A 23,972-nucleotide genomic window follows, 5' to 3' on the forward strand; every position below is an offset into this window, starting at 1 on the left:
GCAAAGCCGCCTTCGCGCTAGGCTTTGTCCTTGCGATTCCGCATCGTGAAGGAGGGAGAGATGCCCGGTTCCCCTGTCATTCCGTGCCTGCGCTACGCCGATGCCCCCGCCGCCATCAGCTTCTTGTACGACGCCTTCGGCTTTGAACTGCGGGCCTGCTATGAGGATGAGGATAATCCGCGCATCGTCCATCATGCAGAGCTTGTACGGGGCGAAGGCATGATCATGCTCGGCAGCGCCCGCGATGGCGAGGGTGAGTCGCTTTATAGCTGGACCACGCCGCGCGATCTGGGCGGCGTCACCGCCACCATCTATGTGGTCGTGGAGGATGCCGACGCCCACTGCCTCCACGCACGCAACGAAGGCGCGATCGTCGTCGCGGAGCCGCATGACAATGAGGGCTATCCCGGACGCGGTTATGAAGCGCTCGATCCGGAGGGGAATGTCTGGAGCTTCGGCACCTACGATCCCTGGGCGCAGCACGCCTAAACTTCTCCCGCATGCCGCCGTTTTCGGCTTCACCGGCAAGGGAGCAAGATGGTGGCGCTGATCGGGTGGATAATGAGCCTCGCGGCGCTTTTTGGTGCGCTGGCGCTGCGGCAGGACATGCCCTTGGGCGGCTCGGTCGCGCTGTCGAACATGCTGATGCTGCTCGCCCTGCTCAGTTGCCCGATGATCTGGCGTGACGGTCCGCTCGGCATTTCGCTCGGCCAGCGGATCGTTGGCGCGATGATCCTGATCCTGGCCGTGCCCTTGGTTTTGCTGCCCACCGCCTGAAAGTCGCGCCGCGCGACTTCATGCAAAAAGGGCGCTGACGGTCCAACCGCAGCGCCCCTTTCCCAAATTATTAGCTTTCTAACGAATCAGTCGAACAGGCTGGAAACCGAGCTTTCGTCGGCGATCCGCTTGATCGCTTCGCCCAGCAGCGGGGCAATCGGCAGGTGACGGATACTCTTTGCGGTGCACACCGCGTCCGTCCCCTGGATGGAGTCGGTGATCACCAGTTCCTTCAGTTCGGAAGCCTCGACGCGCGCCACCGCGCCGCCCGAGAGCACGCCGTGGCTGACATAGGCGACCACTTCCTCGGCGCCGGCCGCCTTCAGCGCGCCCGCAGCGTTGCAGAGCGTGCCGGCCGAATCGACGATGTCATCGATCAGGACGCAGAAGCGGCCCTTCACGTCGCCGATGATGTTCATGACTTCGGACTCGCCGGCGCGCTCGCGCCGCTTGTCGACGATGGCGAGCGGCGCATTGTCGAGCCGCTTGGCAAGCGCGCGCGCACGCACCACGCCGCCCACGTCCGGCGACACCACCATCAGGTTGCGATCACCGAAGCGCGCCTGGATATCCGCCGACATCACCGGTGCACCGAAAAGATTATCGGTGGGAATGTCGAAGAAGCCCTGGATCTGGCCAGCGTGCAAATCGACCGACAGAACACGATCGGCGCCCGCCGTCGTGATGAGGTTGGCGACCAGCTTGGCGGAGATCGGGGTGCGGGGGCCGGGCTTCCGGTCCTGCCGCGCATAGCCGAAATAGGGAACGACAGCCGTGATTCGCTTTGCCGACGCGCGCTTCAGCGCATCGATCATGATCAGCAACTCCATCAGATTGTCGTTCGTTGGATAGCTGGTCGATTGCAGCACGAACACGTCTTCGCCGCGGACATTCTCATGAATCTCCACGAAAACCTCTTCGTCGGCGAAGCGGCGAACGCTCGCGTCGGTCAGGGGAATCTCGATATAGTCGGCGATGGCAGCCGCAAGCGGCTTGTTGGAATTGCCGGTCATGAGCTTCATGGCCTTGCTCCCCGTGACGGATTGATGACGCTGTCAGAAACGCGGCCCCTTTAGCGGCGCTTGCCGATGCTGAAAAGGCGCTTTTGCGCGTTGCGGCGAAATGGATTAGGGGCGCTGGCTATGACAGACAAACTCGTGATCGCCCTTGCCCAGATGACCCAGTCGGTGGGCGACCTGAAGGCCAATGCAGACGCGATGCTGGAATGGCGCGCGCAGGCGGCGGGCGCGGACCTGATCGTCTTTCCCGAACTGCAGTTGATCGGCTACCCGCCCGAGGATCTGGTGCTGAAGCCCGCGCTGGTGGATCGGGCGAACCATGAGCTCGACCGGCTGGCGCAGGCCACCGCTGACGGTGGTCCGGCCATGCTGGTCGGCACGGTGGTCGCGTCGCAGGGTGTGCTGTTCAACGTCGTCGCCCTGCTGGAAGATGGCGCGGTCACCGCCATCCGCCAGAAGCGGGAACTGCCCAATTACGGCACATTTGACGAAAAGCGCCTGTTCGCGCCCGGGCCGCTGCCAGCGCCGATCGATTTTCGCGGGGTGAAGATCGGCGTGCCGATCTGCGAGGATATCTGGTTCCCCTTCGTCACGGCGCATCTGAAGGCAGAAGGCGCCGAAATCCTGATCAGTCCCAATGGCAGCCCGTTCGAGGTGGACAAGGACGATCGCCGCATCAACGCCGTATCAGGCACGCGCGTCCGGGAGACGGGCCTGCCGCTGGTCTATCTCAACCGCGTCGGCGGGCAGGACGAACTGGTGTTCGACGGCGCTTCTTTCGTCATGAACGGCGACCTCAGCATCGCCCAGCAGCTTCCCGACTGGGAAGAGGCCCTCGTCCTCACCACATGGGAAAAATGGGATGGCCAATGGGTCTGCATCCCCGGCAACCGCCACACTCTCGATGAGCGTCCGGCCGACATATACAATGCGATGGTGCTTGGCCTTCGCGATTATGTGAACCGCAACCGCTTTCCGGGCGTGGTGCTTGGCTTGTCCGGCGGCATCGACTCAGCGCTCTCTGCCGCCGTCGCGGTCGATGCGCTGGGTGCTGATCGCGTCTGGTGCGTCATGATGCCCTCGCGCTTTACCAGCCAGGAAAGCCTGGACGACGCCGTCGAATGCGCGCGCCTGCTCGGCATCCGCTACGACACCATCCCGATCGAGCCGGCGGTCGAAGCGTTCGATGCGATGCTGGCGCCCGTCTTCGCGGGCCGGCCCCGCGACCTTGCCGAGGAGAATATCCAGTCCCGCGTGCGCGGACTGACGCTGATGGGCCTGTCAAACAAGTTCGGCCATATGCTGCTCACCACCGGCAACAAGAGCGAGATGTCGGTCGGCTACGCCACCATTTATGGCGACATGGCCGGTGGTTATTCGGTGCTGAAGGACGCCTACAAGACGACGGTGTTCGACCTGTGCCGCTGGCGGAACGAGAATGTGCCATCGCTCGGGGCGGGCTTCGGCCCGGCCGGCCCGGTCATGCCCGAGCGGGTCATCACCAAGCCGCCGAGCGCGGAACTGCGCGACAATCAGAAGGACGAGGACAGCTTGCCCCCCTATGAGGTGCTGGACCCGATTCTCTACGGCCTGGTCGAGGAGGAGCTTTCCGTCGAGCAACTGGTTGCGCGCGGCTTCGACGGGGAGACGGTCGCCCGGATCGAGCGGTTGCTCTATGTCGCCGAATATAAGCGCCGCCAGTCACCCCCGGGCGTGAAGCTTGGCATGCGCAACTTCGGCCGCGATCGCCGCTATCCGATCACCAACGCCTTTCGCACCACCTAATTTCCCGTTCGGTTCGAGCAGCTTCGGGCGCAGCCGCGAAGCGTCGGTCGAGAACAGTTCTCGACAAGCTCGGACCGAACGGAGAGGGACGGATATGACCATCACTACCCGCTTCGCACCGTCGCCGACCGGCAACCTTCATGTCGGCAACATCCGCGCCGCGCTGCATAACTGGCTGTGGGCGCGCAAGAGCGGCGGCAAGTTCCTCCTCCGCCTCGACGACACCGATCAGGAACGTTCGCGCCCGGAATATGCCGACGCGATCAAGGCGGACCTGAACTGGCTCGGCCTGCGCTGGGACGGGGAGGAAAAACAGTCCGACCGTTTCGCCCTGTATGAGGAAAGCTTCGAAGCGCTCAAGGCATCGGGCCGCGTCTATCCCGCCTATGAAACCGCGCAGGAACTGGACCTGCGCCGCAAGGTCTTGCTCGGCCGTGGCCTTCCGCCGGTCTACGACCGCGCCGCCCTCTCGCTCACGACGGATCAGATCGCCGCCTATGAGGCCGCAGGCCGCAGGCCGCACTGGCGCTTCCGGCTCGACCATGACCAGCCGATCCTCTGGACCGACCTTATCCGGGGCGAGCAGCGGTTCGATCCGCATCTGCTCTCCGACCCGGTGATCCGCCGCGCGGACGGGAGCTGGCTCTACATGCTGCCGTCAGTCATCGACGACATCGCCATGGGCGTCACCCATGTTCTGCGCGGCGAGGATCATGTGTCCAACACCGCCACCCAGATTCAGATGTTCGATGCCCTCGATGCGGCGCTGCCCCGCTTCGCCCATGAAGCGCTGCTGACAGGCAGTGAAGGCAAGCTTTCCAAGCGGCTGGGCTCGCTCGGCGTCGCGCATTTCCGCGAGATCGGACTGGAGCCGATGGCCGTCCTTTCATTGCTCGCCCGTCTTGGCAGTTCGATGCCGATCGAACCTTTTGCCGACGTGCAGCCGCTGATCGACAGTTTCGACTTCGCGCATTTCGGCCGCGCCCCGGCGCGCTTCGACGAGGGCGAACTCGCCGCGCTCAACCAGAAGATCGTTCACCTCCTGCCCTATGCGGCTGTTGCCGACAGGTTGCCCGACGGAATGAACGAAGCGGCGTGGAACGCCATCCGGCCCAATCTGGAAAATCTCACCGGTGCAGCTGAATGGTGGCGGATCGTTACCGGGCCCATCGAAGCGGCCGCGGCGGCTGAGGAAGATCGGGATTTCCTTTCCTGCGCGAAGCGCATCCTGGCGGACGCAGCATTTGACGCCAGCATCTGGCGCACGCTCACCGAAGCGCTGAAGGCGGAAACGGGGCGCAAGGGGAAAGCGCTGTTCCTGCCGCTCCGTCGTGCGCTGACCGGGCTGGATCATGGGCCGGATATGGGGCTGCTGCTGCCCCTGATCGGAAGGGACGAGGCGCTCAAGAGGCTGGCCTCTGCCTGACCTTCAGCGGTCATCGGTCGAATTCGAGGCACAGGAACATTCGGGGTCAATGCCCCGCCATCATCTCCAGCGCCTTGCCGACCGCCAATATCCCCTCCGGCGCGGCGGCGAAACCCATATGGGTGCAATCGACTTCGATCGCCTCGTCGCGCTCGCCCGGCCGGCCTTTGGCGCAGGCAGGCAGGATCACGCCATCGCGCCGCGACCAGAGGGCGATGGTGGGCACTGGCGGCTTTTCCTCCCGCTTGCACGGGAAGGGCGGCTGATCCACCGGGAAGCCCGATACCAGTTGATAAAGGCGCCAGGCATGATTGGCGCGCGGATCGCCGGAAAAGGGTGACCCCATGCTGATCACGCCGCCGACCTTTTCGGGCGCGAACTTGGCATATTCGCGCGCAAACAGGCCGCCCAGGCTCCAGCCTACCAGCGTAACCGGAGCGCCGCTCCGCTGCCTGATCTCGTCCACGCGTCGATCGATCTGCTCCATGCTGTCAATCCGGGGGCCAAGATTTCGCCCCATGCCCCACCCATAGGCCTCAAATCCGGCTGCGTTCAGCACCGCCCGCAACGGCTCCATCCGCTGTTCGGGAGCAAGAAATCCGGGGATCAGCAGCAACTGCCGCCCATCGCCCCGGATCGACGCCGACAGCGCCTTGGCCTGCGCGCGCGTCCGCGCGAAATCGAACGGCACAGCGACGTTGCCGATCAGATGGGGGAAGGAAGGCCTCTCCACCGCGCGAGGGCCAGCGGCAAGGCGGTCCCTCCAGAAGCTCGCAATGGCATCGGCATAAGGCGGCACGAAAATGAAATCCTATTCCTGACGGAGAAAGGTGACATTCTCATGACAAACGCGCGCCGCGTCTATCAGTTTCATCAATGAGAACCAACGGTTGGTCGATTGTGACAGGGACTCAGGGCGCCAGCGGAGAAGTCTGCGCCACCGTTCCGCCATCCGCCGTGCGCAACTGGCGCGGCTCCAATATGGCGGCGGTTTCTATGAGGTCGAGCGCCCTACGCGCCTCCATATAACGGCGCGCGAACTGCATCCAGCGGTCGGCGGCATTCCGTCCGGGCATCTGCTCGACCTCCGCGAGGGCAGCCCCGACCCGCGCACCGTCCAGATAGCGGATCGCGCGGTCCAGCGCCGCCTGCGGCCGGGGGGAAGGCGTGGAAGCCTTGTGGATCGAAATCAGCTCATGTGCCTCATGCTCCAGCGCTTCCCACCAACTGGCATTGGACGGCGGGGTCGTGACCTGATCCGACAGGGCGGTCAGCCCGGCGCGCAGGTCTGCCAGCGTCACCGGTTCCCGCGCTGCATTGATGATGGTGGCGACGGCGCGCGGCTGGGCCTGCCCGAAGCGAAGCCGCAACTGCCCCTCGATATAGCCGAGCGGCATGCCGGTATCGAGCGCGCGCCGCGCCGCAAAGGCGACCAGCAGCCCTTCCGCCCGCGCAGCATTGCCGGACGCCGCCTGCGCCTCCACCGTGATGCGGTTGAGCCTTTCTTCCAGCTGGATCACCCGGCTGTCCAGCATCTGCGCGGCATCGACGCTCAGCGGCCGCATGCGCGCGGCGGGCATTCCGCCATCCGAGACGGCTGCACGCGGCGCCGGAGCACCGCGCCAGCCCTGGATCTGCGGCAGGGCCCAGATGGTGAGCAGCACGCCGATGCCAAAGGCGACCAGCAGCAACAGGATAATCAGCCATGAACTGCGCCGGCGCGCGGATGGCACTGCCGCCTTCTCTGTCGCTGCGCCGTCCTGGTCGCTCATCAAGGGCCTTTCTTCCATCTAGCCGCGATCATTTGCACAAAGCGGCGGCAAGAGCCAGCATCCTCTCATCGTCGGGCCGATCGGGCGTTTCGGCGCTTGCCCAGCCAGTGCCGCAGGCTGCCAGCGCCGCCGGGCTGATGGCGACCAGGTGGAGCGCCCGTCTGCGTTCGCTGCCCACGCGCTGCGCCAGCAATTCTCCGGCGCGGGCAGAATGGATCAGCAGCACGCTTCCAGGCTCCAGCCGCTGCGCAAGCCCGTCATCCCCCGTCCGGATCATCTCATAGACGGTGATGCGCTCAACCTGCAGCGGTCCCGCCTCCATCGGCGCGACAGTGCGTCCGGCCAGATGCAGCACCGATCTATGCCCATCAGCAGCGATCATCGCCGCAATGGCACTGGCGTCGGCGTCGCCCGCCGTCACATCGGCAAAGCCCGCTGCCTTCAGCGCCGCCGCCGTCGCGGCGCCTACGGCATAGGCGGGCAGCGCGCGATAATGTTGGAGGTGTGCGCCTGCCAGCCGCACCGCGTTGGCGCTGGTCAGCAGCAGCGCGTCATAGCGGTCCGAGGCGGGCGGCGACCATGGGATCGCGCGCGGAGCAAAGAGCGGCCATACCCGCGCGTCCAGCCCCATCTTCCCTGCCCGTTCGGCCGTTCTGCTCGCTCCCGGCTCAGGCCGCAGGATGACGAGCGGCCTCACGCCTCGAACAGCGCCCGCAGCGCCGGGCTTGCCCGGCCGAGCAGGTCGCGCCCCAATGCGCGCGCGCTCGCCAGATCGCCTCGCGCTATGTGCACTTCGCCCGCGACGGTTTCCTGCCCGTCCGCGCTCAATATCTCGGCTCGGAGCCGGATCGCCGCCGCGTCCAGCACCGCCAGCGCCGCGATCGGCGAATGGCAGGTGCCGCCCAGCCCCTCCAGCACTGCCCGCTCCGCGATCACGCAGTCGGCCGTATCCAGATCGCTGATCGTGCCGAGCAGGTCGAGCATCGCTTCATTGTCGCTCAGCGTCTCGATCCCCACCGCTCCTTGCGATGGCGCGGGCAGCATGATGTCGAGCGGAATGGTGGTCCCGACCTCGCTCTCGCCCAGCCGGTCGAGCCCGGCCGAGGCCAGCAAGGTCGCATGCGCCTCCCCCGCCGCCAGCTTGGCGAGGCGCGTGGCGACATTGCCGCGAAACAGCACGACCTGCGCGTCCGGGCGCAGCCGCCTTACCTGTGCGGAGCGGCGCGGCGAACTGGTGCCGATCACCGGCCGCTCCGGCAGCGCCTCGAAACTCTCCGCGCCCACCAGCCGATCGCGCACGTCGGCACGCGGCAGCATCGCCGCGATGCGGATCGCGGCCGGCCGGATCGTCTCGACATCCTTCATCGAGTGGACGGCAAAGTCGATCTCGCCCCCTATCAGAGCGCGGTCCAGTTCCTTGGTCCACAGCGCCTTGCCGCCGATGTCCGCCAGCGCGCGATCCTGAATACGGTCGCCGCTGGTCTGCACGGTGACGATCGTCACATCTTCCGCATCCCAGCCATGCCGGGCACAGAGCGCCTCCCTCGTCATCCGCGCCTGTGCAAGCGCGAGCGGGGAACCACGGGTGCCAAGGCGAAGCGGACGGGAGGGCTTTTGCATGATGCCGCTTGCTCTAATGGGCGCGGACATTAGATGGAAGCGGCAATGACGATCATCCTTGGCCTGGAATCTAGCTGCGACGAGACGGCGGCGGCGCTGGTGACGGCCGAGGGCAAGATCCTCGCCCACCGGCTTGCCACGCAGGAGGAGGCGCACCGCCCCTATGGCGGCGTGGTGCCCGAAATCGCCGCGCGCGCCCATGTGGAGGCACTCGCCCCGCTGATCGAGGCGGCGCTCGATGATGCGGAGCTGAAACTCAGCGATGTGGACGTGATCGCCGCGACGGCCGGCCCCGGCCTGATCGGCGGCGTGATGGTCGGCCTGGTCACCGGCAAGGCCCTGGCCCACGCGGCGGGCAAGCCGCTGGTGGCGGTCAACCATCTGGAAGGCCACGCGCTCTCACCCCGCCTAGCCGATCCGTCGCTGCGATTTCCCTATCTGCTGCTGCTGGTGTCGGGCGGCCATTGTCAGCTTCTCCATGTGCGCGGGCCTGGCGACTATGCCCGGCTCGCCACCACCATCGACGACGCCTCGGGCGAGGCTTTCGACAAGACGGCCAAGCTGCTCGGCCTCGGCTATCCCGGCGGCCCGGCCGTCGAGAAAGCCGCTGCTGAGGGCAACGGAAAGGCGGTGCCCCTACCGCGCCCCCTGGTCGGCACGGCTGAACCGCATTTTTCCTTCGCCGGACTGAAAAGCGCGGTGATGCGCGCCGCTCAGTCGGGGCGCTATTCGACGCAGGACATCGCCGCCAGCTTCCAGCAAGCGGTGATCGACTGCCTGATCGACCGGACCGAGCGTCAGCTTGCCGGCCTCACCGACATCACGGCGCTCGTCGTGGCAGGCGGTGTCGCCGCGAACCAGTCGATCCGCGCCGCGCTGGAAGCGCTGGCCGCGCGCCACGATCTGCCCTTCGTCGCACCGCCGCTTTGGCTTTGCACCGACAATGCGGCAATGATCGCATGGGCGGGGGCCGAGCGCTACGCCGCTGGACTGGTCGACGACCTCACGGTCCCAGCGCGTCCGCGCTGGCCGCTCGACCCGGACGCGGAAAAGGCGCGCGGAGCAGGAGTGAAGGCATGAAGGCAGGCGTCATCGGAGCAGGCGCATGGGGCACGGCCCTCGCGCAGACGCTTGCCGCGAACGGCCAGCATGTCCGCCTCTGGGCGCTCGAACCCGAAGTGGTCGAGGCGGTGAACAGCGATCGGCAGAACCCGCTCTACCTGCCCGGTATTCCCTTGAGCGCTTCGATCGAGGCGACCGGCGACATCGCCGCGATGGCCGACCGGGACATGCTGCTGATCGTCAGCCCGGCCCAGCATCTGCGCAGCGTCGTGGCACAGGCGCCGGCGGGCACGCCGCTCATCCTCTGCTCAAAGGGCATAGAGGCGGGCAGCAGCCTGCTCATGTCCGAAGTCGCGGCGCAGGCGCAGCCGACATCCCCGATCGCCGTTCTTTCCGGCCCGACCTTCGCGCACGAGGTGGCGAAGGGCCTGCCCACCGCGATCACGCTCGCCTGCGGCGACGCGGAGCTTGCAGCGCGGATCGCGGCGCGGATCGCCCGGCCGGCCTTCCGCCCCTATCTCTCCGACGATGTCGTCGGTGCGGAGATCGGGGGCGCGGTCAAGAATGTACTCGCCATCGCCTGCGGTGTCGCGGAGGGCGCGGGCCTTGGCCTCAACGCCCGCGCTTCCTTGATCAGCCGGGGTTTCGCCGAAATGACCCGCTTCGGCCTTGCTCGGGGCGCCCGGGCGGAGACGCTGGGCGGCCTCTCAGGCCTTGGCGACCTGGTCCTCACCTGTTCGTCGACCAACAGCCGTAACTTCTCGCTGGGCAAGGGGTTGGGCGAGGGGCAGTCTGCCCAGCAGCTGCTCGCAAACCGCCGTACCGTGGCGGAAGGAGCCTTCACCGCCCCCGTTCTGCGCGAAGCCGCCCGCGCCGCGCAGGTGGAAATGCCGGTAGTGGAGGCCGTGTGCGCGCTGCTGGAAGAGGCCGCGCCGCTCGCCCAGGTGATGGACGCGCTGCTCGCCCGTCCGCTGCGCGCGGAATAATCGTCGCGCTTCCGGCAGATACTGCTACATTGCGGCCCGAAAAGACGATGCGACAGGGGGATCAGATTTCTTTGGCGGCCGATAGCGCCTCTCCCGCGCAGCAGGATGATATCGCCGCGCTTGCCAAGGGGGGCCGGACCAATGTGTTCGGCTTCCTGCTGCGCCTCGCCGCGCGCCTGCCCTTCCTGTTCATCGCCGGCCGCTGGTATGGGGCCGATGCGCTCGGCCGTTTCGCCTATGCCGTGCTGGTCGTGGAGTTCGTGGCGCAACTCGCCACCCTTGGCCTTAAGCGCGGCCTCGCTGGCGCGCTTGCCCAGACCGAGCGCCCGCACAGCCATGTCGTCACTGACGCCATGCTGGTGACGCTGATCGCGGCGTTGATCGGCAGCGGTATTCTGGTCGCCTTTCCTCACGCGATGTTCCCCAACAGCGGCATCAACGGCCTCGACCGGCTGCTGGCGCTGATCGTCATCGCCGTGGCGTGCTCCGACGTGGCGCTCGCCGCCTGTGCCTACCGCTTCGATATCGGCGCCACGGTGCGGGCGCGATCGATCATAGAGCCATGGGCGATCAGCATCGGCGCCTTTTCCTTCGCCTTTTATTCGACGCGCGACGGCCTCATCCTTTCCTATGTCCTCTCGATGGTCGCGGCGCTGGTCGCCTCGATCATTCCAATGACCCGCCATTATGGCATCCCCTATGGCTGGCGTCCCGACCCCGGCCGGCTTTGGCGCCTCGCGCGGCGAAACCTGCCCCTTGCGGCGGCGGACGGGGTCGAGTGGGGCTCGCGCCGCCTTGACCTGGCAATCCTTGGCCTGTTCGTCAGCCCGGCCGTGGTTGGCGTCTATTATGTCGCGCAGCAGGTCGCCTCCTTGCCGCAAAAGCTCAAGACCAGCTTCGATCCGATCCTTGGCCCGGTCATCACCCGCAACCTTGCCGAGGGGAATCTGGCCGCCATTGCACGACAGGTGAGTCAGGTCGGCTTCTGGATCATCGCGGCACAGGCGGGCATCGCCCTGGCGCTTGGCATCCCCGGAGAGGCGGTGATGGGATTGGTCGGACCGCACTTCGTCGGCGGCACCGGCGCGCTCGCCTTCCTGCTGCTGGCCGAAGTTGTCGCCGCTACCGCGGTGGTCAGCGAATCGGCGCTCGTCTATATAGCGCGGCACCGTAACTTGGTGATTTCGCTGTTGATGATCGCGGTGCAGGCGGGGCTCAGTTTCGCGCTGATCATGCTCGCGCGCCATCTGCGGCTTCCCCCCATGGCGATCGCGGCGGCGCCCGCGCTGGCGCTCTGCCTGGCGCTGGGCGTTAGCGCCCTGATCAAGGCGCGGCTTCTGTCCCACCTGCTCGGTGCCCGGATCAACGCGTGGCGCTGGCCGCTGCTGAGCGCGTCTGGCGTGGCCTGTCTCGTCGGCTCCGCCTTCGTCGCCTTGCCCGCCCGTTTCGAATGGGTCGAGCTGGTCTTCGGCGTCGCGACGATCCTCGCCGTCTATGGGGTAGTCATCTGGCGCTGGGGCTTCGGCCCGGATGACCGGGCGCTGTTCAAGAAGCAAAAAGCCGCCTGAACAGGGCGGGCATCAGCCGGGACGCTCAAGTCACCCCAGCGTCGCTGCGCGAATCGCCTGCAAGTCCGCCTCCGGCCGCGCTCCCCAGTGCGAGATCACCTCGGCCGCCGCCGCCGCGCCCAGCTTCAAGCACTGCTCGACGGCCAGCCCTTCCAGATGCCCCGCCAGGAAGCCGGCCGCGAACAGGTCGCCCGCGCCGGTCGTGTCGATCACCTCGGCGACGAGGGCGGCATGCGCCTCGTAGCGGGTGCCATCGACCACGGCGACAGCGCCCTTCTCGCTGCGCGTCGATACCAGCACCGGCACCTTGGCGGCGATCGCGGCCACCGCCTTGTCGAAATCGTCGATCTGGGCAAGCGACTGGATCTCACCCTCATTGGAGAAGAGAATGTCGATCAGCCCCTGGTCGATCAGGTCGATGAAATCGGCGCGATGCCGGTCGATCACGAAATTGTCGGACAGGGTGAAGGCGACCTTCCTTCCCGCCCCGCGCGCCGCATCGATCGCGGCCCGCATCGCCGCGCGCGGTTGTTCCGGGTCCCAGAGATAGCCTTCGAGATAGAGGATGCTGGCCGATCGGATCAGTTCCAGGTCCAGCGCTGTCTCGGGAAGGAACTGCGACGCTCCCAGAAAGGTGTTCATCGTCCGCTGCGCATCGGGCGTTACCAGGATCAGGCAGCGGGCTGTCGGCACATCGCCCTTCGCCACCGGCGTCTCGTAACGGATGCCGAGCGCGCGCACGTCATGCGCGAAGACGGCGCCCAACTGGTCGTCATTCACCTGACCGATAAAGCCACACTTCTTGCCCAACGCCGCGAGCCCCGCGAGCGTATTGGCGGCCGATCCGCCGCTGATTTCCTTGCCCGAGCCCATGTCGGCATAAAGGCTCTCGGCGGTCGCGGCGTCGATCAGCTGCATGCCGCCCTTGGTCAGCGCATGTTCGGCGATGAACGCGTCGTCGCTGGGCGCGAGCACGTCGACAATGGCGTTCCCAATGGCGACAACGTCCAGCGTGGGGGCAGCAGCGGTCACGCGATATCCTTCATCATGAGCCTGAAAATTTCGCGCTTCTCTATCGAGGCGAAGGGCGGGGCGCAACGCCGCTGATTGACCGCAGCCATGCGGCGGGGAATAGCTGGCTTATGCTTCTTACCGCAGCGTTGCGCGCCTTTCCCTCGATCTTCCATCCCGCAGCGCTGCGGCTGCTGGTCAAGACCCTGTTCCTGACGCTGCTCGCCTTTCTGCTCCTGGCGGCGGCCCTCTGGGGTGGCTTCCATATGGTCCGCCTTCATTTCGGCTGGGGCGGGGGAGGGCTGGCGGAGGCCGTCGCCACCACGATCGTCCTTGCCGCCGCCGCATGGCTGCTGTTCCGCGCGGCCGCGATGGCGATCATGAATCTTTTCGCGGACGACATCGTCACGGCCGTGGAACGGGACAGCTATCCGCGGGCGGCCGCGGCGGCCCGGTCCGTGGGCTGGAGCCGCAGCCTGGCACTGGCGCTGGCCTCCGTTGGGCGCGCGATCGGCTGGAACCTCCTTGCGCTTCCCCTCTATCTGCTGCTGCTGGCGACGGGTGTCGGCACGCTCGGCCTGTTCCTGATTGTTAACGCCATGCTGCTCGGCCGCGACCTTGCCGACATGGTCGAGCCGCGCCATCCCGATCTGCCGCCGCTCCGGCGCGGCAGCCGGTGGCTCCTCGGCCTCGTCTCGGCGCTTCTGTTCCTTGTGCCGCTGGTCAACCTGCTTGCGCCGATCTGGAGCGCGGCTATGGCGGTGCACATGCTGCATGGGTCCCGAAGGAAAGCCATATGATCCGCTGCCGTCCGGCTCTCGCCGTGCTTCTCTCGCTGCCGCTGGCCGCCTGCGGTGGCGTTGTGCCGCCGCCGCCGTCCCGGATCGCTGCGCCGCCGGCTGGCCCGCCCGCCAGCGCCTTCACCAAGTCCGGTCCGCTGATCGGTATGGACGCCCGGCACCTCACGCAGAAGTTCGGCACGCCCCGCCTCGACATTCGCGAAAGCACGATGCGCAAGCTTCAGTTCGGCAACGGGCGCTGCGTCCTCGACGCCTATCTCTATGTCCCGCCGCAGGGGAAGGAGCCGCTCGTCACCCATGTCGATGCCCGCTCGCCTGCGGGTGCGGACATGGACCCGGCCAGCTGCGCCGCCGCGCTCCAGCGCTGATTCTTCTTACGACCGCGACAGGCGCTCCAGCGCCCATGCCGCGGCTTCGGCCACCACCGCGTCCTCGTCGGCGGTCAGCAGGCGCAGCCGCTCGATCAAGCGCGCGTCGCCGCTATTGCCCGCCGCGACCGCTGCGTTGCGCACCATCCGGTTGCGCCCGATCCGCTTGATGGGCGAACCGGAAAAAATCTCGCGAAAGCCTGCATCGTCGAGCGCAAGCAGATCGCCGAGCTCAGGCGCGGCCAGTTCTGCCCGTCCGATGAAGGCCCGGTTCGCCGCCGCTGAATCGGCGAATTTGTTCCATGGACACACGGCCAGGCAATCATCGCAGCCATAGATGCGGTTGCCGATGCTCGCGCGAAACTCCTCCGGGATCGGCCCTTTATGTTCGATGGTAAGATAGGAAATGCACCGCCTCGCATCGACCACATAGGGCGCGGGGAAGGCGTCTGTCGGACAGGCAGCCTGGCAGGCGGTGCAGCTGCCGCAATGGTCAATTTCCGGCGCGTCGGGCTCCAGCGCGATCTCGCTATAGATGGCCCCCAGGAAGAGCCAGCTGCCATGCGCTCGGCTGACGAGGTTGCTGTGCTTGCCCTGCCAGCCCAGTCCCGCCGCCGCCGCCAGCGGCTTTTCCATCACCGGCGCTGTGTCGACAAAGACCTTGAGCGCGCTCGGCTGTTGCTCCACCAGCCAGCGGGCGAGGGCCTTCAGTCCCTTCTTCACCACATCATGATAGTCGCGCCCCTGCGCATAGACGGAAATTCGTCCTCGATCGCCCACCTCGGCCAGCGCCAGCGGATCGCGGCCGGGCGCATAGCTCATGCCCAGCATGAGGACGCTGCGGACCTCGGGCCACAGGCCTTGGGGCGAGCCGCGCTGCTCCGCGCGCTCCTCCATCCACAGCATCTCGCCATGATGGCCCGCCTCCAGCCAGGATTTTAGCCTTTCCCTCGCCAGGGGGGCCGCGTCGGCAGGCGCAATGGCGCAGGCGGCGAAACCCAGCCGCCGCGCTTCCGCCTTCAGGCGCTGTTCCAAGGTTTCGGTTTGCGTTGGCATAGTGTGCGACTATCAGGAGCGGATGATCGGTGACGTTCCGGCTCCTCCCCCGACCTATGCCGTCGAAGGCCATGGTCTTGTCAAGACATTCGGCGATTTCCGGGCGGTCGATGGCATCGATATAGCCGTTCCGGCCGGATCGATCTATGGCATCCTTGGCTCCAATGGCGCTGGCAAGACGACTTTGCTGCGCACCCTGCTTGGGATCATCGATCCCGACGAGGGTCATCGCAGCCTGCTCGGCGATGGCGCGCCGCTGCGGCAGGCCCGCTCCGTCGGCTATCTGCCGGAGGAGCGCGGTCTTTATCCCTCGATGAAGGCGTTCGAGGCCATAGCCTTCATGGGTGCGCTGCGCGGTTTGCCGCTGAAGATCGGGCGGGAACGTGCCCGCCTCATGCTGACGGAATATGGCATGGGCGCCTCGATGGAAAAGCCCATCCGCCAGCTGTCGAAGGGCATGGCGCAGACGGTCCAGCTGTTCGGCACCATCATCCACGAACCCCGCCTCATCGTGCTGGACGAGCCCTTTTCGGGGCTGGACGCGATCAATCAGGGCAAGCTGGAGACGTTGATCCGCGATCAGGCGCGGCGCGGCGTGACGGTGCTCTTTTCCACGCATGTGATCGCCCATGCCGAACGGCTGTGCGAACGCGTGGCGATCGTCGCGCGCGGCCGCATCCGGTTCGAAGGGACGGTCAGCGAAGCGCGCGACCGGCTGCGCCCGCAGGTGCGGCTGCGCACCCGCGCCAGCGATGGCGCATGGCGCCGTGCCCTGCCGGCGGAAACCTTCGCGGAGGATGGCGCCTGGCATTTCGCCTTGCCTCAAGAGGGGATCGAGCCGCTGCTCCGCGCGCTGCTGGACGGCAATGCGGGCATCGAAAGCCTATCGATCGAGCGGCCTGGCCTGCATGACGCCTTCGTCGCCATTGCCGGGGAGGCGGCGGCCCGGCAGATGCAGGAAGATAAGGAAAGGGAGGAAGCGGCGTGAAGGAAATAATGCGCGCCGCGCTGGTCATCGCCCGGCGGGACTTTTCCGCCGTCGTTCTCTCGCGCACCTTCATCCTGTTCCTGCTGGGGCCGCTGCTGCCGATCCTGATCGGCATGGCGTTCGGGGGGCTGGGCGACAAGATATCCCGCACGGATCTGCGGCCGGTGGTTGGCCTGGCCATGACCCCGGCAGACGCCGTGCGGATGGAGAGCGCGCTCAAGCGCCTTGCCGAACGGATGCAGCCAGAGGCGCTGCCGACCTTCCACCGAGTTCCCCTTTCGCCGGCGCCCCGCGTCCAACTCGCGCAGGCCGATGCCGACATGATCGTCATCGTGTCGGGGACGATCGCGCGGCCGATCCTCGCCGGCAAGCCATCCGACGTCGAACGGCTGCGCGGCGACATCAGCCTGATTGCCACCGCCGCGCTCGCCGAACAGGCGCTTCACATGGTGCGGGTCGAAGCGGAGCCGGTTTCGACCAGCGTTGGCGCCCAGATGCAGGGCCGGCTGGCGATCGGCCGCATCGCGCAGGTGGTCATCTTCTTCCTGACGATCCTGCTGGCGGGCATGATCCTTTCCAATCTGGTGGAGGAAAAGACCAACAAGATCATCGAGATCCTGGCTGCCGCCGTTCCCGTGGATGCGATCTTCCTCGGCAAGCTGATCGCCATGCTCGCGATGAGCTTCGTCGGCATCTGCTTCTGGGGATCGACTGCACTTTGCGTATTCCTGGCGCTGCGCCCCGCCGGCGCGGCGCTGCCTGATCCGGCGATCGGCTGGCCGCTCTTCCTGATGCTGGCGGTCATCTACTTCGCCATGGCCTACACGCTGCTCGGTTCCCTCTTCCTCGGCATCGGGGCGCAGGCGGCGACGGTGCGGGAGGTGCAGACGCTCAACATGCCGGTCACCATGGGGCAGATGCTGATCTTCTTCTTCGCCACCTACGCCGTGGACAAGATGGGATCGCCGCCGGAGATTGCGGCCGCCATCATGCCCTTCTCCTCGCCCTTCTCCATGATTGCGCGCGCGGCGCAGGATGGGGCGCTCTGGCCGCACCTGCTGGCAATCGTCTGGCAGACGCTGTGGGTGGGGCTGATCATCCGGATCGGCGTCATATTGTTCCGCCGCCATGTGCTGAAGTCGGGCGGCCGCTGGTGGAAGCAGTTGTTCAGGGGCGCGACAGGGTAATCGGCGTAGGAGAAGGCTCATGAATCGGCGGCAGTTCCTGGGTGCCGGCGCAAGCGCGGCGTTGGCGGTCGCGCTATGGCATTTCGGCCTGGGTGAGGCTGAGGCAGCCTATCCCTTCACGCTGAGCGACGCGGAGTGGCGCAAGCGGCTTGACCCGATGGCCTATCGGGTTCTGCGCCGCCATGCGACCGAGCGTGCCTTCACCAGCCCGCTCAACAAGGAACATCGCGCCGGCACCTTCAGCTGCGCCGGATGCGATCAGCGGCTGTTCAGTTCCAAGACCAAATTCGACAGCGGCACCGGCTGGCCAAGCTTCTGGGCAGCCTTGCCCAAGGCGGTCGGGACATCACGCGATTTCGAACTCGGCTATCCACGGACGGAGGTGCATTGCGCCCGGTGCGGCGGACATCTCGGCCATGTGTTCGATGATGGGCCAAGACCTACGGGCAAGCGCTATTGCATGAACGGCGCGGCCATGACCTTCGCGCCCGTCTAGGGCAGGACCTTGTAGATGTGGAGCGTTCCCGTCGCCGGGACCGGCTTCAGCCAGTCGGGGTGACGCCCCTTTTCCAGCATGGCGCCCAGCCCGTGGGGGCTGATTTCCGAATAATAGAGGAAGCCGTTCATGCTGTTGCAGGAAACGACATAGTCGGCGCCGCGACCGCCTCTCAGCTCGCGGATCAGCTTGTGCGCGGCCCGCGGATTGGATGTGAACCCCTTGATGACGGCGGTGATACCCACGGCGTTGCGGTGGTGGCCCGTCGCGATCACGCTATGGTGCGTCTTGACGAGAATGTCGGGGCCAAGATCGATCGGCGCGAACACCACCGACCGCGGCAGGCTGGCGAGCGGGCGCAGCGCCTCGGCCGTCTGGCAGCTGGCAAGAGCGCCGTTCCCGATCCCGCCGTTTTTCGATGTCGCCGCAACCCAGGTGGCACACAGGCCAGCCGGGCTCAACAGGATCAGAGCCGACGATCCCAGCACGCGAACGACGGCCTTGGGGCTCGCTTGCGCGCGCTTCAGCAGATGCAGGAAGAGAAAGGCCGTCGCGGGCAGTGCCGCGACATGCGCGAATGATAGCGCCCGCATGACCATGCAGCTCACCGCTGTCGTCCCGATGATCACCATGGCGAGCAGGCACCAGGCGAAGCGCTGGTCGCTGCGGGGCGCTGCCTTTTGCACCGCCAGCCATGCGCCGATCAGGCCGATCAGGGGCGGCAGGATGATGACGCCTCTGGTCACCAGATCCTGTTCCCAGATCGGTCGGCCTTCCCGGATCTGAAGATACCAATATTTATAGGCGAAGGGGCCGAGCGCCTTGAAGGGATCGCCGCTCAAACATGGACCGCCTGCAAAAGCAAAGGTGAGCAGTGCAGCGCCTGCGCCGACCGCCAGGACGGCGAAGCGTCGGCTGTACGAAGCAGTGCCGATCAGCCGCCACGCCAGCACGGAGGTCCCGCCGAAAGCGATCAGGGGCCAGATATAGGCGGCTGACAGGGAGTCGCAATATTGCGCCAGCGGAGCCTGCCAGCCCCTCGTCATGACCAGCAGCAGCAGCGCGCTGCTCCCCAGTGTGGACGCGAAGGCGGCGAAGCGACGGGCCTCACCGGGAGAGAGAAGGAAGCGCAGGCCCAACAATCCGGCGAACAACGCGGTATAGGGCAGGGCTTCGGTCGAGATCTGGAGCCAGACCGCCAGCGCCATGCCGACGATCAGCCCTCCGCGCAGGGGCCGGTCATCGAACAATCCCGCCAGAGCGATGGCGCCCAGCAGGATTTGCCAGCCATGATGATCGATCCGCAGCGGGGTGAACTGCACCAGAATGGACGGGCTGGTCAGCAGCAGAAGTCCCGCCATCAGCGCCAGCCCCGCGCCGCCCAGCCGCTTGGTGAGGATATAGGTGGCCCACAGCGTCGCTCCCAGCAGCAGCAGCGGCGTTGCCGCGCACGCGAATATCTCCGCTCGCTCCATGCCCATCAAGGGACGGGCAAGCTCGATCAGGGCGGCGATCGGCAGATCGACGATGCGCGACCAGTGCATCGGGCCGCCGAAGGGCGGGTTGATGCGATATTGGGTCACATCGAACAAGGATTGCCCGGCGATCCAGTCGCGGACCTGCTGAAGCCGGAGCGCGTCATCGGGATCGCGAAAGGAGAGTGCGGCAATCTCGTGACGGAACAGCCACAGCGCCGCGACGCAAAAGAGCAGCCAGGCGGCGAACGCCCCCCATCCGCCGATCAGCCGTCCGGCAAGCGCGCGCGACGGTGCCGGGGGGAGTTCAAGCGCTGGCGAAGATGCCATGTTTCCGGACTGCATAGACGCACAGGAAGCTGATCGGGATGGCAAGCGACTTGGCAGCGGCGGGCGCCATGCCGAGGGCGCATAGCCCGGTCACCATCGCAACCGTGATGCCGAGGCCGAGGAAAGCGCTGGCGATGAAGGCCAGCCGCTGGAAATGGGTAGGGCCTCCCTCTGTCGGGAAAACGAACCGGACACTGAGCAGCCAATGCAGCGCAAGGCCGGCGATATAACCGCCCGCCGCTGCAACCAGGGGCGACTGTCCCGCCTGCGAAAGCGTGAGGAACAGCGCCATGTCGGCGCAGAGGGCGCAGACGCTCACCAGAAGGTAGCGGCCGAACATGAATCGCGCCAACAGCGGCCGCAGCCCGTCGAGCATCCGCTACGCCGCCTGCAATCGGCTCGGCACGAGCCGCTCGCTGGTCAGCGCCGCGCGCTGCCCCTGGACGTCCTGCCCCTCATCGCCCGCCTCATGATATTCGGCGTCCTCGTTCACGGCCCAGATATCGTACAGTTGCTCGCCCGCCTCGATATTGCGGACGGTCAGCATCGCCGTCATCATCGCATGATCCTGATTATTATAGCGATGCATGCCGTTGCGGCCGACCAGATGCAGCGTCGGGTAGAGCTGCTGCAACTCCGTCCGCATGGCAAGGACGTTGGCGGCATAGGCGTCGTCATAGACCGGATAGGCCTTTTCCTGCCGCACCACCGCCCCGCCGACGACATCGTCTGGATCGCAGAGGCCGAGCAGCGCCATTTCCTTCGTCGCCAGGGCGATCAGGTCGGCATCGCTCGACGACCAGAGACCGTCGCCCTCGAAGCAGAAATATTCCAAGCCGACGCAGGCGAGGTCCGGGTCCGGCACCATTTCGGGCGACCAGCTGCGGAAATTCTGGATGCGTCCCACCTGCACCTTGCTGTCGTGGATATAGATCCAGTTGTCGGGAAAGATGTCCTCGCCCCTCACCATCAGCGCGACGGTCAGGAAGTCGCGGAATTTCAGTTCCATCGCATTACCCAGCGTCGCCGGCAGGGGATGGATACGGGCGGCCAATTCCGGCATGGGGGCGGAGCTGATGACGTGGCCGGCGTTGATGACGACCTCGCCCTCCCGGCTCCGCGCGGTCATGCGCCAGCGGCCGCTGCCCTGATCCTGCGACAGCTTGTCCAGGCTATGGCCCATCAGCACCCGATTGCCGCGTTCTACGACGAAATCGCGAGCCGCTTCCCACATCATGCCGGGGCCGAGACGCGGATAGCGGAAGCTTTCAAGCAGCGTCTTGGTCGCCATCCCGTCATTGGGACGTTTGTTGAGGCCGAGCGAGCGCTTCAGGCCGTCGACCACCGCGCCCCAGAGCGACAGCCCCTTGATCCGCTGCGCCGCCCAGTCGGCCGACATCTCGTCGCAGGGCATGCCCCAGACCTTCTCGGTGTAGGTCTTGAAGAAGATCGAGAAAAGCTTGTGGCCGAACGCATTGACGGTCCAGTCCTGGAAAGAGCGGACGTTCCGGTTGGGGAACAGCCTGGCCTTGGCGAAACTCGCCATGCACAGCGAGGAGCGCCAGAAGCCGAGGTTCCACAGCGCCTCGAACGCGCGCAGCGGATAGCTGTAGAATTTCCCCTCATAATAGATGCGGCTCATCCGGGGGCGCTGGATGAAATCGTCCGGCAGTATCTCGCTCCAGAGATCGACCACTTCCTTCGATTTCGAGAAGAAGCGATGGCCGCCGATGTCGAAGCGGAAACCGTTCAGTTCGACCGTGCGGCTGATCCCCCCGACATAGACGGTGTCCTTTTCGATCACGGTGACCGAATAGCCCTTCTTGGTCAGAAGATAGGCGGCGGTGAGGCCAGCCGGACCCGCGCCAATAATGGCGACATCCACATTGTGGTCGTTACGCGGCATCCAAGGCCCCCCGATGAAATCCTTCGCCAGATTAGGTGAAGGAAATCTTCTAAGGAGTAGTTAATGGCCGGTAACAATGCAAGAAGTGGGGGCGTCGCCGACTTGAGCCAACGACGCCGTTTCTCGACAGATCAGCCCTGGCGCTGCCCCTGTACAAGCGCGCCCAGGTCGCTGCGAGCGCCGTCCAGTGCATCGCCAAAACAAGTGCGATAGTCCCTTGTCGCGGGCATGATCGAGCCATTCTGCCAGCCGCATACTTTCTTCGCGGCGCGGGTGATCCGCGAGTCGGCGAGGCGCGCACCATGTGCGCTGGCAAGGTTGAGGTCGGCCACCGAAACCTCGATGCTGCGGGTTTCCGCGCCGGTCCGGCCATCGACCACCACATTGGCATCGGTCGAGGCAGCAAAGGCGATGGTCGTGGGAAGGGCAAATGTCATCGTGGCGGCCAATGCCGCCAGCGTCTTTCCGGTCATCCTGTTTCTCCTGCGAACAATAGGCTTGCCCAACGCCTGCGCGGGCGTGGAGTCGAGGAGAAAATAGAAGCCGTGCAAGCTGATGGAAAGAGGCCAATTCAAGGAAACTGGCTGAAAAGCGCAGCTTTTGCGGATGCGAAAGGACTTCCCTCCGCATCCGCCGTCCGTCAGTGACGGAAGTGGCGCATGCCGGTGAAGACCATGGCGAGGCCGGCTTCGTCCGCCGCGGCGATCACTTCCTCGTCACGAATCGAACCGCCCGGCTGGATCACGGCCGTCGCGCCCGCATCGACCGCCGCCAGCAACCCGTCGGCGAAGGGGAAGAAGGCGTCCGAAGCCACTGCCGAACCGATGGTGCGCGCCTCGGACCAGCCGGCCTTTTCGGCAGCGTCCTTGGCCTTCCACGCTGCGATGCGTGCCGACTCCAATCGGTTCATCTGCCCGGCGCCGATGCCGGCGGTGCTGTTGTCCTTGGCATAGACGATGGCATTCGACTTCACATGCTTGGCGACGGTCCAGGCGAACAGCGCATCGGCCAGTTCCTGTTCGCTGGGCGCGCGCTTGGTCACGACCTTCAACTGATCGCGCGTGATCCGGCCATTGTCCCGGCTCTGCACCAGCATGCCGCCGGCGATGCTCTTCATCATTAGGCCCGGGCGCGCGGGATCAGGCAGCTCGCCGGTCAGCAGCAGGCGCAGATTCTTCTTCTTCGCGAAGATCGCCTTGGCATCCTCATCAGCGTCCGGCGCGGCGACCACCTCGGTGAAGATGCCGCTGATCGCTTCGGCAGTCGGGCCGTCGAGGGGGCGGTTGACGGCGATGATCCCGCCAAAGGCCGAGACGCTGTCGCAGGCCAGCGCGGCTTCATAGGCTTCGATCAGCGTATCGCCGGTCGCGACGCCGCAGGGATTGGCGTGCTTGACGATCACCACCGTCGGCGGCCCATCGCGGAATTCGCTGACCAGCTCCAGCGCGGCGTCGCCGTCGTTATAATTATTGTAGCTGAGTTCCTTGCCCTGGATCTGCTGCGCCTGCGCGATGCCGTTGGCAGTCGGCCCGACAGGCAAATAGAGCGCGGCCGACTGATGCGGGTTTTCACCATAGCGCAGCGTCGATCCCAGCTTGCTGGAAACGGCCAGCGTTTCGGGAAAATCGACCCCCTGATCGACAAAGGCGAACCAGCTGGCGATCATCGAATCATAAGCGGCGGTCGCGGCATAGGCCTTGGCTGCCAAAATGCGGCGGAAGTCGTAGCTGGTCGCGCCGCCCTTCTGCTCCATCTCCGCGATCAGGCGGGCATAGTCGGCCGGATCGGTGACGATCGCCACGCTCTCATGATTCTTTGCGGCGGAGCGCACCATCGAAGGGCCGCCAATGTCGATATTCTCGATGATCTCCTCGCGGTCCGCGCCCTTGGCCACGGTCGCGGCGAACGGGTAGAGGTTGACGACGACGAGATCGATCGCGCCGATCGCATGCTCGTTCATCGACGCGACATGCTCCGGATTGTCGCGCACCGCGAGCAGGCCGCCATGGACCTTGGGGTGCAGCGTCTTGACGCGCCCGTCCATCATCTCGGGGAAGCCGGTGAGATCAGAGATGTCCTTGACCTCAAGACCCGCCTCACGCAGCGCCTTGGCGGTGCCGCCGGTCGACACCAGTTCGACGCCATGCTTGCCCAGCGCCTGCCCCAGTTCGATCAGCCCGGACTTGTCCGACACAGAAAGAAGGGCGCGTTTGATGGTGACGTCTGACATGAAGCTGTTCCTGCTTTTCGGGTGCCGCTCAGGCTTGCCGCAGGCCTCTAGAGCGATTCCCGGCGAAAGGGAACATTTCACGGGTCGCGAAATCGCCGCTGCATGCATCC

The 23,972-nt window shown here is 65.9% G+C and carries 24 protein-coding genes; 12 read left to right on the forward strand and 12 right to left on the reverse strand.

The genetic code is table 11. The features are described from left to right. The first annotated feature begins 60 nt into the window (after window positions 1–60). Window positions 61–489 (forward strand): VOC family protein, encoded by a 429-nt coding sequence (locus tag L858_RS0106980; protein ID WP_022682435.1) that lies wholly within the window; start codon window positions 61–63, stop codon window positions 487–489. A 48-nt stretch (window positions 490–537) separates the two neighbouring features. Continuing rightward, window positions 538–777 carry a hypothetical protein gene (locus L858_RS0106985; RefSeq protein WP_022682436.1) on the forward strand — a complete coding sequence of 80 codons (240 nt, stop codon included), beginning with the start codon at window positions 538–540 and terminating at the stop codon, window positions 775–777. A gap of 86 nt (window positions 778–863) precedes the next feature. On the opposite strand, the gene L858_RS0106990 is transcribed toward L858_RS0106985, so the two are convergent. Continuing rightward, window positions 864–1,799, reverse strand: coding sequence for a ribose-phosphate pyrophosphokinase (locus L858_RS0106990; protein ID WP_022682437.1), 936 nt, complete (start codon window positions 1,797–1,799; stop codon window positions 864–866). 120 nt (window positions 1,800–1,919) lie between these two features. Between L858_RS0106990 and L858_RS0106995 the strand changes: the two genes are divergently transcribed. Further along, window positions 1,920–3,581: an NAD+ synthase gene (locus L858_RS0106995; RefSeq protein WP_022682438.1), complete on the forward strand. Its 1,662-nt coding sequence runs from the start codon at window positions 1,920–1,922 to the stop codon at window positions 3,579–3,581. Window positions 3,582–3,675: 94 nt separating this feature from the next. Next, entirely contained in the window at window positions 3,676–5,007 is a 1,332-nt protein-coding gene (gene gltX, locus L858_RS0107000) for a glutamate--tRNA ligase (RefSeq protein WP_022682439.1), read from the forward strand. 46 nt (window positions 5,008–5,053) lie between these two features. Here gltX and L858_RS0107005 read toward each other — a convergent pair whose 3' ends face one another. From L858_RS0107005 to hemC, 4 genes are all read right to left on the reverse strand, one after another. Next, window positions 5,054–5,806: an esterase/lipase family protein gene (locus L858_RS0107005; protein ID WP_022682440.1), complete on the reverse strand. Its 753-nt coding sequence runs from the start codon at window positions 5,804–5,806 to the stop codon at window positions 5,054–5,056. 112 nt (window positions 5,807–5,918) lie between these two features. Continuing rightward, complete coding sequence (locus L858_RS0107010; RefSeq protein ID WP_022682441.1) at window positions 5,919–6,797, reverse strand: hypothetical protein; 879 nt, start codon at window positions 6,795–6,797, stop codon at window positions 5,919–5,921. 10 nt (window positions 6,798–6,807) lie between these two features. Beyond that, window positions 6,808–7,476 carry a uroporphyrinogen-III synthase gene (locus L858_RS0107015; RefSeq protein WP_022682442.1) on the reverse strand — a complete coding sequence of 223 codons (669 nt, stop codon included), beginning with the start codon at window positions 7,474–7,476 and terminating at the stop codon, window positions 6,808–6,810. Then, the gene (gene hemC / locus L858_RS0107020; RefSeq protein WP_022682443.1) at window positions 7,473–8,399 is read right to left on the reverse strand and encodes a hydroxymethylbilane synthase; all 927 of its coding nucleotides are present in this window, start codon (window positions 8,397–8,399) and stop codon (window positions 7,473–7,475) included. Before hemC ends, L858_RS0107015 begins: the two co-directional genes overlap by 4 nt. A gap of 45 nt (window positions 8,400–8,444) precedes the next feature. On the opposite strand from hemC, the gene tsaD reads away from it, so the two are divergent. Genes tsaD through L858_RS0107035 form a run of 3 tightly spaced genes read left to right on the forward strand, consistent with a single transcriptional unit; the run spans window position 8,445 to window position 12,015 of the window. Next, window positions 8,445–9,479 (forward strand): tRNA (adenosine(37)-N6)-threonylcarbamoyltransferase complex transferase subunit TsaD, encoded by a 1,035-nt coding sequence (gene tsaD, locus L858_RS0107025; RefSeq protein WP_028055892.1) that lies wholly within the window; start codon window positions 8,445–8,447, stop codon window positions 9,477–9,479. After that, window positions 9,476–10,447: an NAD(P)H-dependent glycerol-3-phosphate dehydrogenase gene (locus L858_RS0107030; protein ID WP_022682445.1), complete on the forward strand. Its 972-nt coding sequence runs from the start codon at window positions 9,476–9,478 to the stop codon at window positions 10,445–10,447. Before tsaD ends, L858_RS0107030 begins: the two co-directional genes overlap by 4 nt. Window positions 10,448–10,494: 47 nt before the next feature. After that, window positions 10,495–12,015 (forward strand): lipopolysaccharide biosynthesis protein, encoded by a 1,521-nt coding sequence (locus L858_RS0107035; RefSeq protein WP_022682446.1) that lies wholly within the window; start codon window positions 10,495–10,497, stop codon window positions 12,013–12,015. A gap of 30 nt (window positions 12,016–12,045) precedes the next feature. Here L858_RS0107035 and L858_RS0107040 read toward each other — a convergent pair whose 3' ends face one another. Further along, on the reverse strand, window positions 12,046–13,047 hold the full coding sequence (locus tag L858_RS0107040) for an adenosine kinase (RefSeq protein WP_022682447.1): 1,002 nt from the start codon (window positions 13,045–13,047) through the stop codon (window positions 12,046–12,048). 110 nt (window positions 13,048–13,157) lie between these two features. Between L858_RS0107040 and L858_RS0107050 the strand changes: the two genes are divergently transcribed. Further along, complete coding sequence (locus L858_RS0107050; protein ID WP_022682449.1) at window positions 13,158–13,826, forward strand: EI24 domain-containing protein; 669 nt, start codon at window positions 13,158–13,160, stop codon at window positions 13,824–13,826. Beyond that, entirely contained in the window at window positions 13,823–14,194 is a 372-nt protein-coding gene (locus tag L858_RS0107055; RefSeq protein ID WP_022682450.1) for a hypothetical protein, read from the forward strand. The genes L858_RS0107050 and L858_RS0107055 overlap by 4 nt, the downstream gene beginning before the upstream one ends. 6 nt (window positions 14,195–14,200) lie before the next feature. Here L858_RS0107055 and queG read toward each other — a convergent pair whose 3' ends face one another. Beyond that, window positions 14,201–15,250 carry a tRNA epoxyqueuosine(34) reductase QueG gene (queG, locus tag L858_RS0107060; protein ID WP_022682451.1) on the reverse strand — a complete coding sequence of 350 codons (1,050 nt, stop codon included), beginning with the start codon at window positions 15,248–15,250 and terminating at the stop codon, window positions 14,201–14,203. Between the two features lie 22 nt (window positions 15,251–15,272). Between queG and L858_RS0107065 the strand changes: the two genes are divergently transcribed. The 3 genes from L858_RS0107065 to msrB are packed head-to-tail and all read left to right on the forward strand — an operon-like array spanning window position 15,273 to window position 17,921. Beyond that, window positions 15,273–16,238 carry an ABC transporter ATP-binding protein gene (locus L858_RS0107065; protein WP_022682452.1) on the forward strand — a complete coding sequence of 322 codons (966 nt, stop codon included), beginning with the start codon at window positions 15,273–15,275 and terminating at the stop codon, window positions 16,236–16,238. Continuing rightward, on the forward strand, window positions 16,235–17,425 hold the full coding sequence (locus L858_RS0107070; protein ID WP_022682453.1) for an ABC transporter permease: 1,191 nt from the start codon (window positions 16,235–16,237) through the stop codon (window positions 17,423–17,425). Before L858_RS0107065 ends, L858_RS0107070 begins: the two co-directional genes overlap by 4 nt. 19 nt (window positions 17,426–17,444) lie before the next feature. Next, the gene (msrB, locus tag L858_RS0107075) at window positions 17,445–17,921 is read left to right on the forward strand and encodes a peptide-methionine (R)-S-oxide reductase MsrB (RefSeq protein WP_022682454.1); all 477 of its coding nucleotides are present in this window, start codon (window positions 17,445–17,447) and stop codon (window positions 17,919–17,921) included. Here the strand turns inward: msrB and L858_RS0107080 are convergent. The 5 genes from L858_RS0107080 to purH form a co-directional block, all read right to left on the reverse strand. Continuing rightward, the gene (locus L858_RS0107080) at window positions 17,918–19,726 is read right to left on the reverse strand and encodes a hypothetical protein (RefSeq protein WP_022682455.1); all 1,809 of its coding nucleotides are present in this window, start codon (window positions 19,724–19,726) and stop codon (window positions 17,918–17,920) included. The genes msrB and L858_RS0107080 overlap by 4 nt on opposite strands. Beyond that, window positions 19,704–20,102 carry a GtrA family protein gene (locus L858_RS0107085; RefSeq protein WP_022682456.1) on the reverse strand — a complete coding sequence of 133 codons (399 nt, stop codon included), beginning with the start codon at window positions 20,100–20,102 and terminating at the stop codon, window positions 19,704–19,706. The genes L858_RS0107080 and L858_RS0107085 overlap by 23 nt, the downstream gene beginning before the upstream one ends. Window positions 20,103–20,105: 3 nt before the next feature. Next, window positions 20,106–21,632 carry an NAD(P)/FAD-dependent oxidoreductase gene (locus L858_RS0107090; RefSeq protein ID WP_022682457.1) on the reverse strand — a complete coding sequence of 509 codons (1,527 nt, stop codon included), beginning with the start codon at window positions 21,630–21,632 and terminating at the stop codon, window positions 20,106–20,108. 131 nt (window positions 21,633–21,763) lie between these two features. Continuing rightward, window positions 21,764–22,105 carry a UrcA family protein gene (locus L858_RS0107095; RefSeq protein ID WP_022682458.1) on the reverse strand — a complete coding sequence of 114 codons (342 nt, stop codon included), beginning with the start codon at window positions 22,103–22,105 and terminating at the stop codon, window positions 21,764–21,766. 167 nt (window positions 22,106–22,272) lie between these two features. Further along, window positions 22,273–23,862: a bifunctional phosphoribosylaminoimidazolecarboxamide formyltransferase/IMP cyclohydrolase gene (purH, locus tag L858_RS0107100; protein ID WP_022682459.1), complete on the reverse strand. Its 1,590-nt coding sequence runs from the start codon at window positions 23,860–23,862 to the stop codon at window positions 22,273–22,275. Window positions 23,863–23,972: the final 110 nt, after the last annotated feature.

The organism is Sphingobium bisphenolivorans, from assembly GCF_000412635.1.
Taxonomy (GTDB): Bacteria; Pseudomonadota; Alphaproteobacteria; order Sphingomonadales; family Sphingomonadaceae; genus Sphingobium; species Sphingobium bisphenolivorans.

Excerpts from the sequence above, each read along its gene's own strand:
- L858_RS0107010 (WP_022682441.1), bottom strand. The coding sequence starts at position 6,797 with ATGGAAGAAAGGCCCTTGATGAGCGACCAGGACGGCGCAGCGACAGAG.
- L858_RS0107090 (WP_022682457.1), bottom strand. The coding sequence starts at position 21,632 with ATGCCGCGTAACGACCACAATGTGGATGTCGCCATTATTGGCGCGGGT.
- L858_RS0107085 (WP_022682456.1), bottom strand. The coding sequence starts at position 20,102 with ATGCTCGACGGGCTGCGGCCGCTGTTGGCGCGATTCATGTTCGGCCGC.
- L858_RS0107050 (WP_022682449.1), top strand. The coding sequence starts at position 13,158 with ATGCTTCTTACCGCAGCGTTGCGCGCCTTTCCCTCGATCTTCCATCCC.
- L858_RS0106980 (WP_022682435.1), top strand. The coding sequence starts at position 61 with ATGCCCGGTTCCCCTGTCATTCCGTGCCTGCGCTACGCCGATGCCCCC.
- L858_RS0107095 (WP_022682458.1), bottom strand. The coding sequence starts at position 22,105 with ATGACCGGAAAGACGCTGGCGGCATTGGCCGCCACGATGACATTTGCC.
- gltX (WP_022682439.1), top strand. The coding sequence starts at position 3,676 with ATGACCATCACTACCCGCTTCGCACCGTCGCCGACCGGCAACCTTCAT.
- L858_RS0106990 (WP_022682437.1), bottom strand. The coding sequence starts at position 1,799 with ATGAAGCTCATGACCGGCAATTCCAACAAGCCGCTTGCGGCTGCCATC.
- L858_RS0107080 (WP_022682455.1), bottom strand. The coding sequence starts at position 19,726 with ATGGCATCTTCGCCAGCGCTTGAACTCCCCCCGGCACCGTCGCGCGCG.
- L858_RS0106995 (WP_022682438.1), top strand. The coding sequence starts at position 1,920 with ATGACAGACAAACTCGTGATCGCCCTTGCCCAGATGACCCAGTCGGTG.
- purH (WP_022682459.1), bottom strand. The coding sequence starts at position 23,862 with ATGTCAGACGTCACCATCAAACGCGCCCTTCTTTCTGTGTCGGACAAG.
- hemC (WP_022682443.1), bottom strand. The coding sequence starts at position 8,399 with ATGCAAAAGCCCTCCCGTCCGCTTCGCCTTGGCACCCGTGGTTCCCCG.
- L858_RS0107035 (WP_022682446.1), top strand. The coding sequence starts at position 10,495 with ATGCGACAGGGGGATCAGATTTCTTTGGCGGCCGATAGCGCCTCTCCC.
- L858_RS0106985 (WP_022682436.1), top strand. The coding sequence starts at position 538 with ATGGTGGCGCTGATCGGGTGGATAATGAGCCTCGCGGCGCTTTTTGGT.
- msrB (WP_022682454.1), top strand. The coding sequence starts at position 17,445 with ATGAATCGGCGGCAGTTCCTGGGTGCCGGCGCAAGCGCGGCGTTGGCG.
- L858_RS0107065 (WP_022682452.1), top strand. The coding sequence starts at position 15,273 with ATGATCGGTGACGTTCCGGCTCCTCCCCCGACCTATGCCGTCGAAGGC.
- L858_RS0107055 (WP_022682450.1), top strand. The coding sequence starts at position 13,823 with ATGATCCGCTGCCGTCCGGCTCTCGCCGTGCTTCTCTCGCTGCCGCTG.
- L858_RS0107030 (WP_022682445.1), top strand. The coding sequence starts at position 9,476 with ATGAAGGCAGGCGTCATCGGAGCAGGCGCATGGGGCACGGCCCTCGCG.
- tsaD (WP_028055892.1), top strand. The coding sequence starts at position 8,445 with ATGACGATCATCCTTGGCCTGGAATCTAGCTGCGACGAGACGGCGGCG.
- queG (WP_022682451.1), bottom strand. The coding sequence starts at position 15,250 with ATGCCAACGCAAACCGAAACCTTGGAACAGCGCCTGAAGGCGGAAGCG.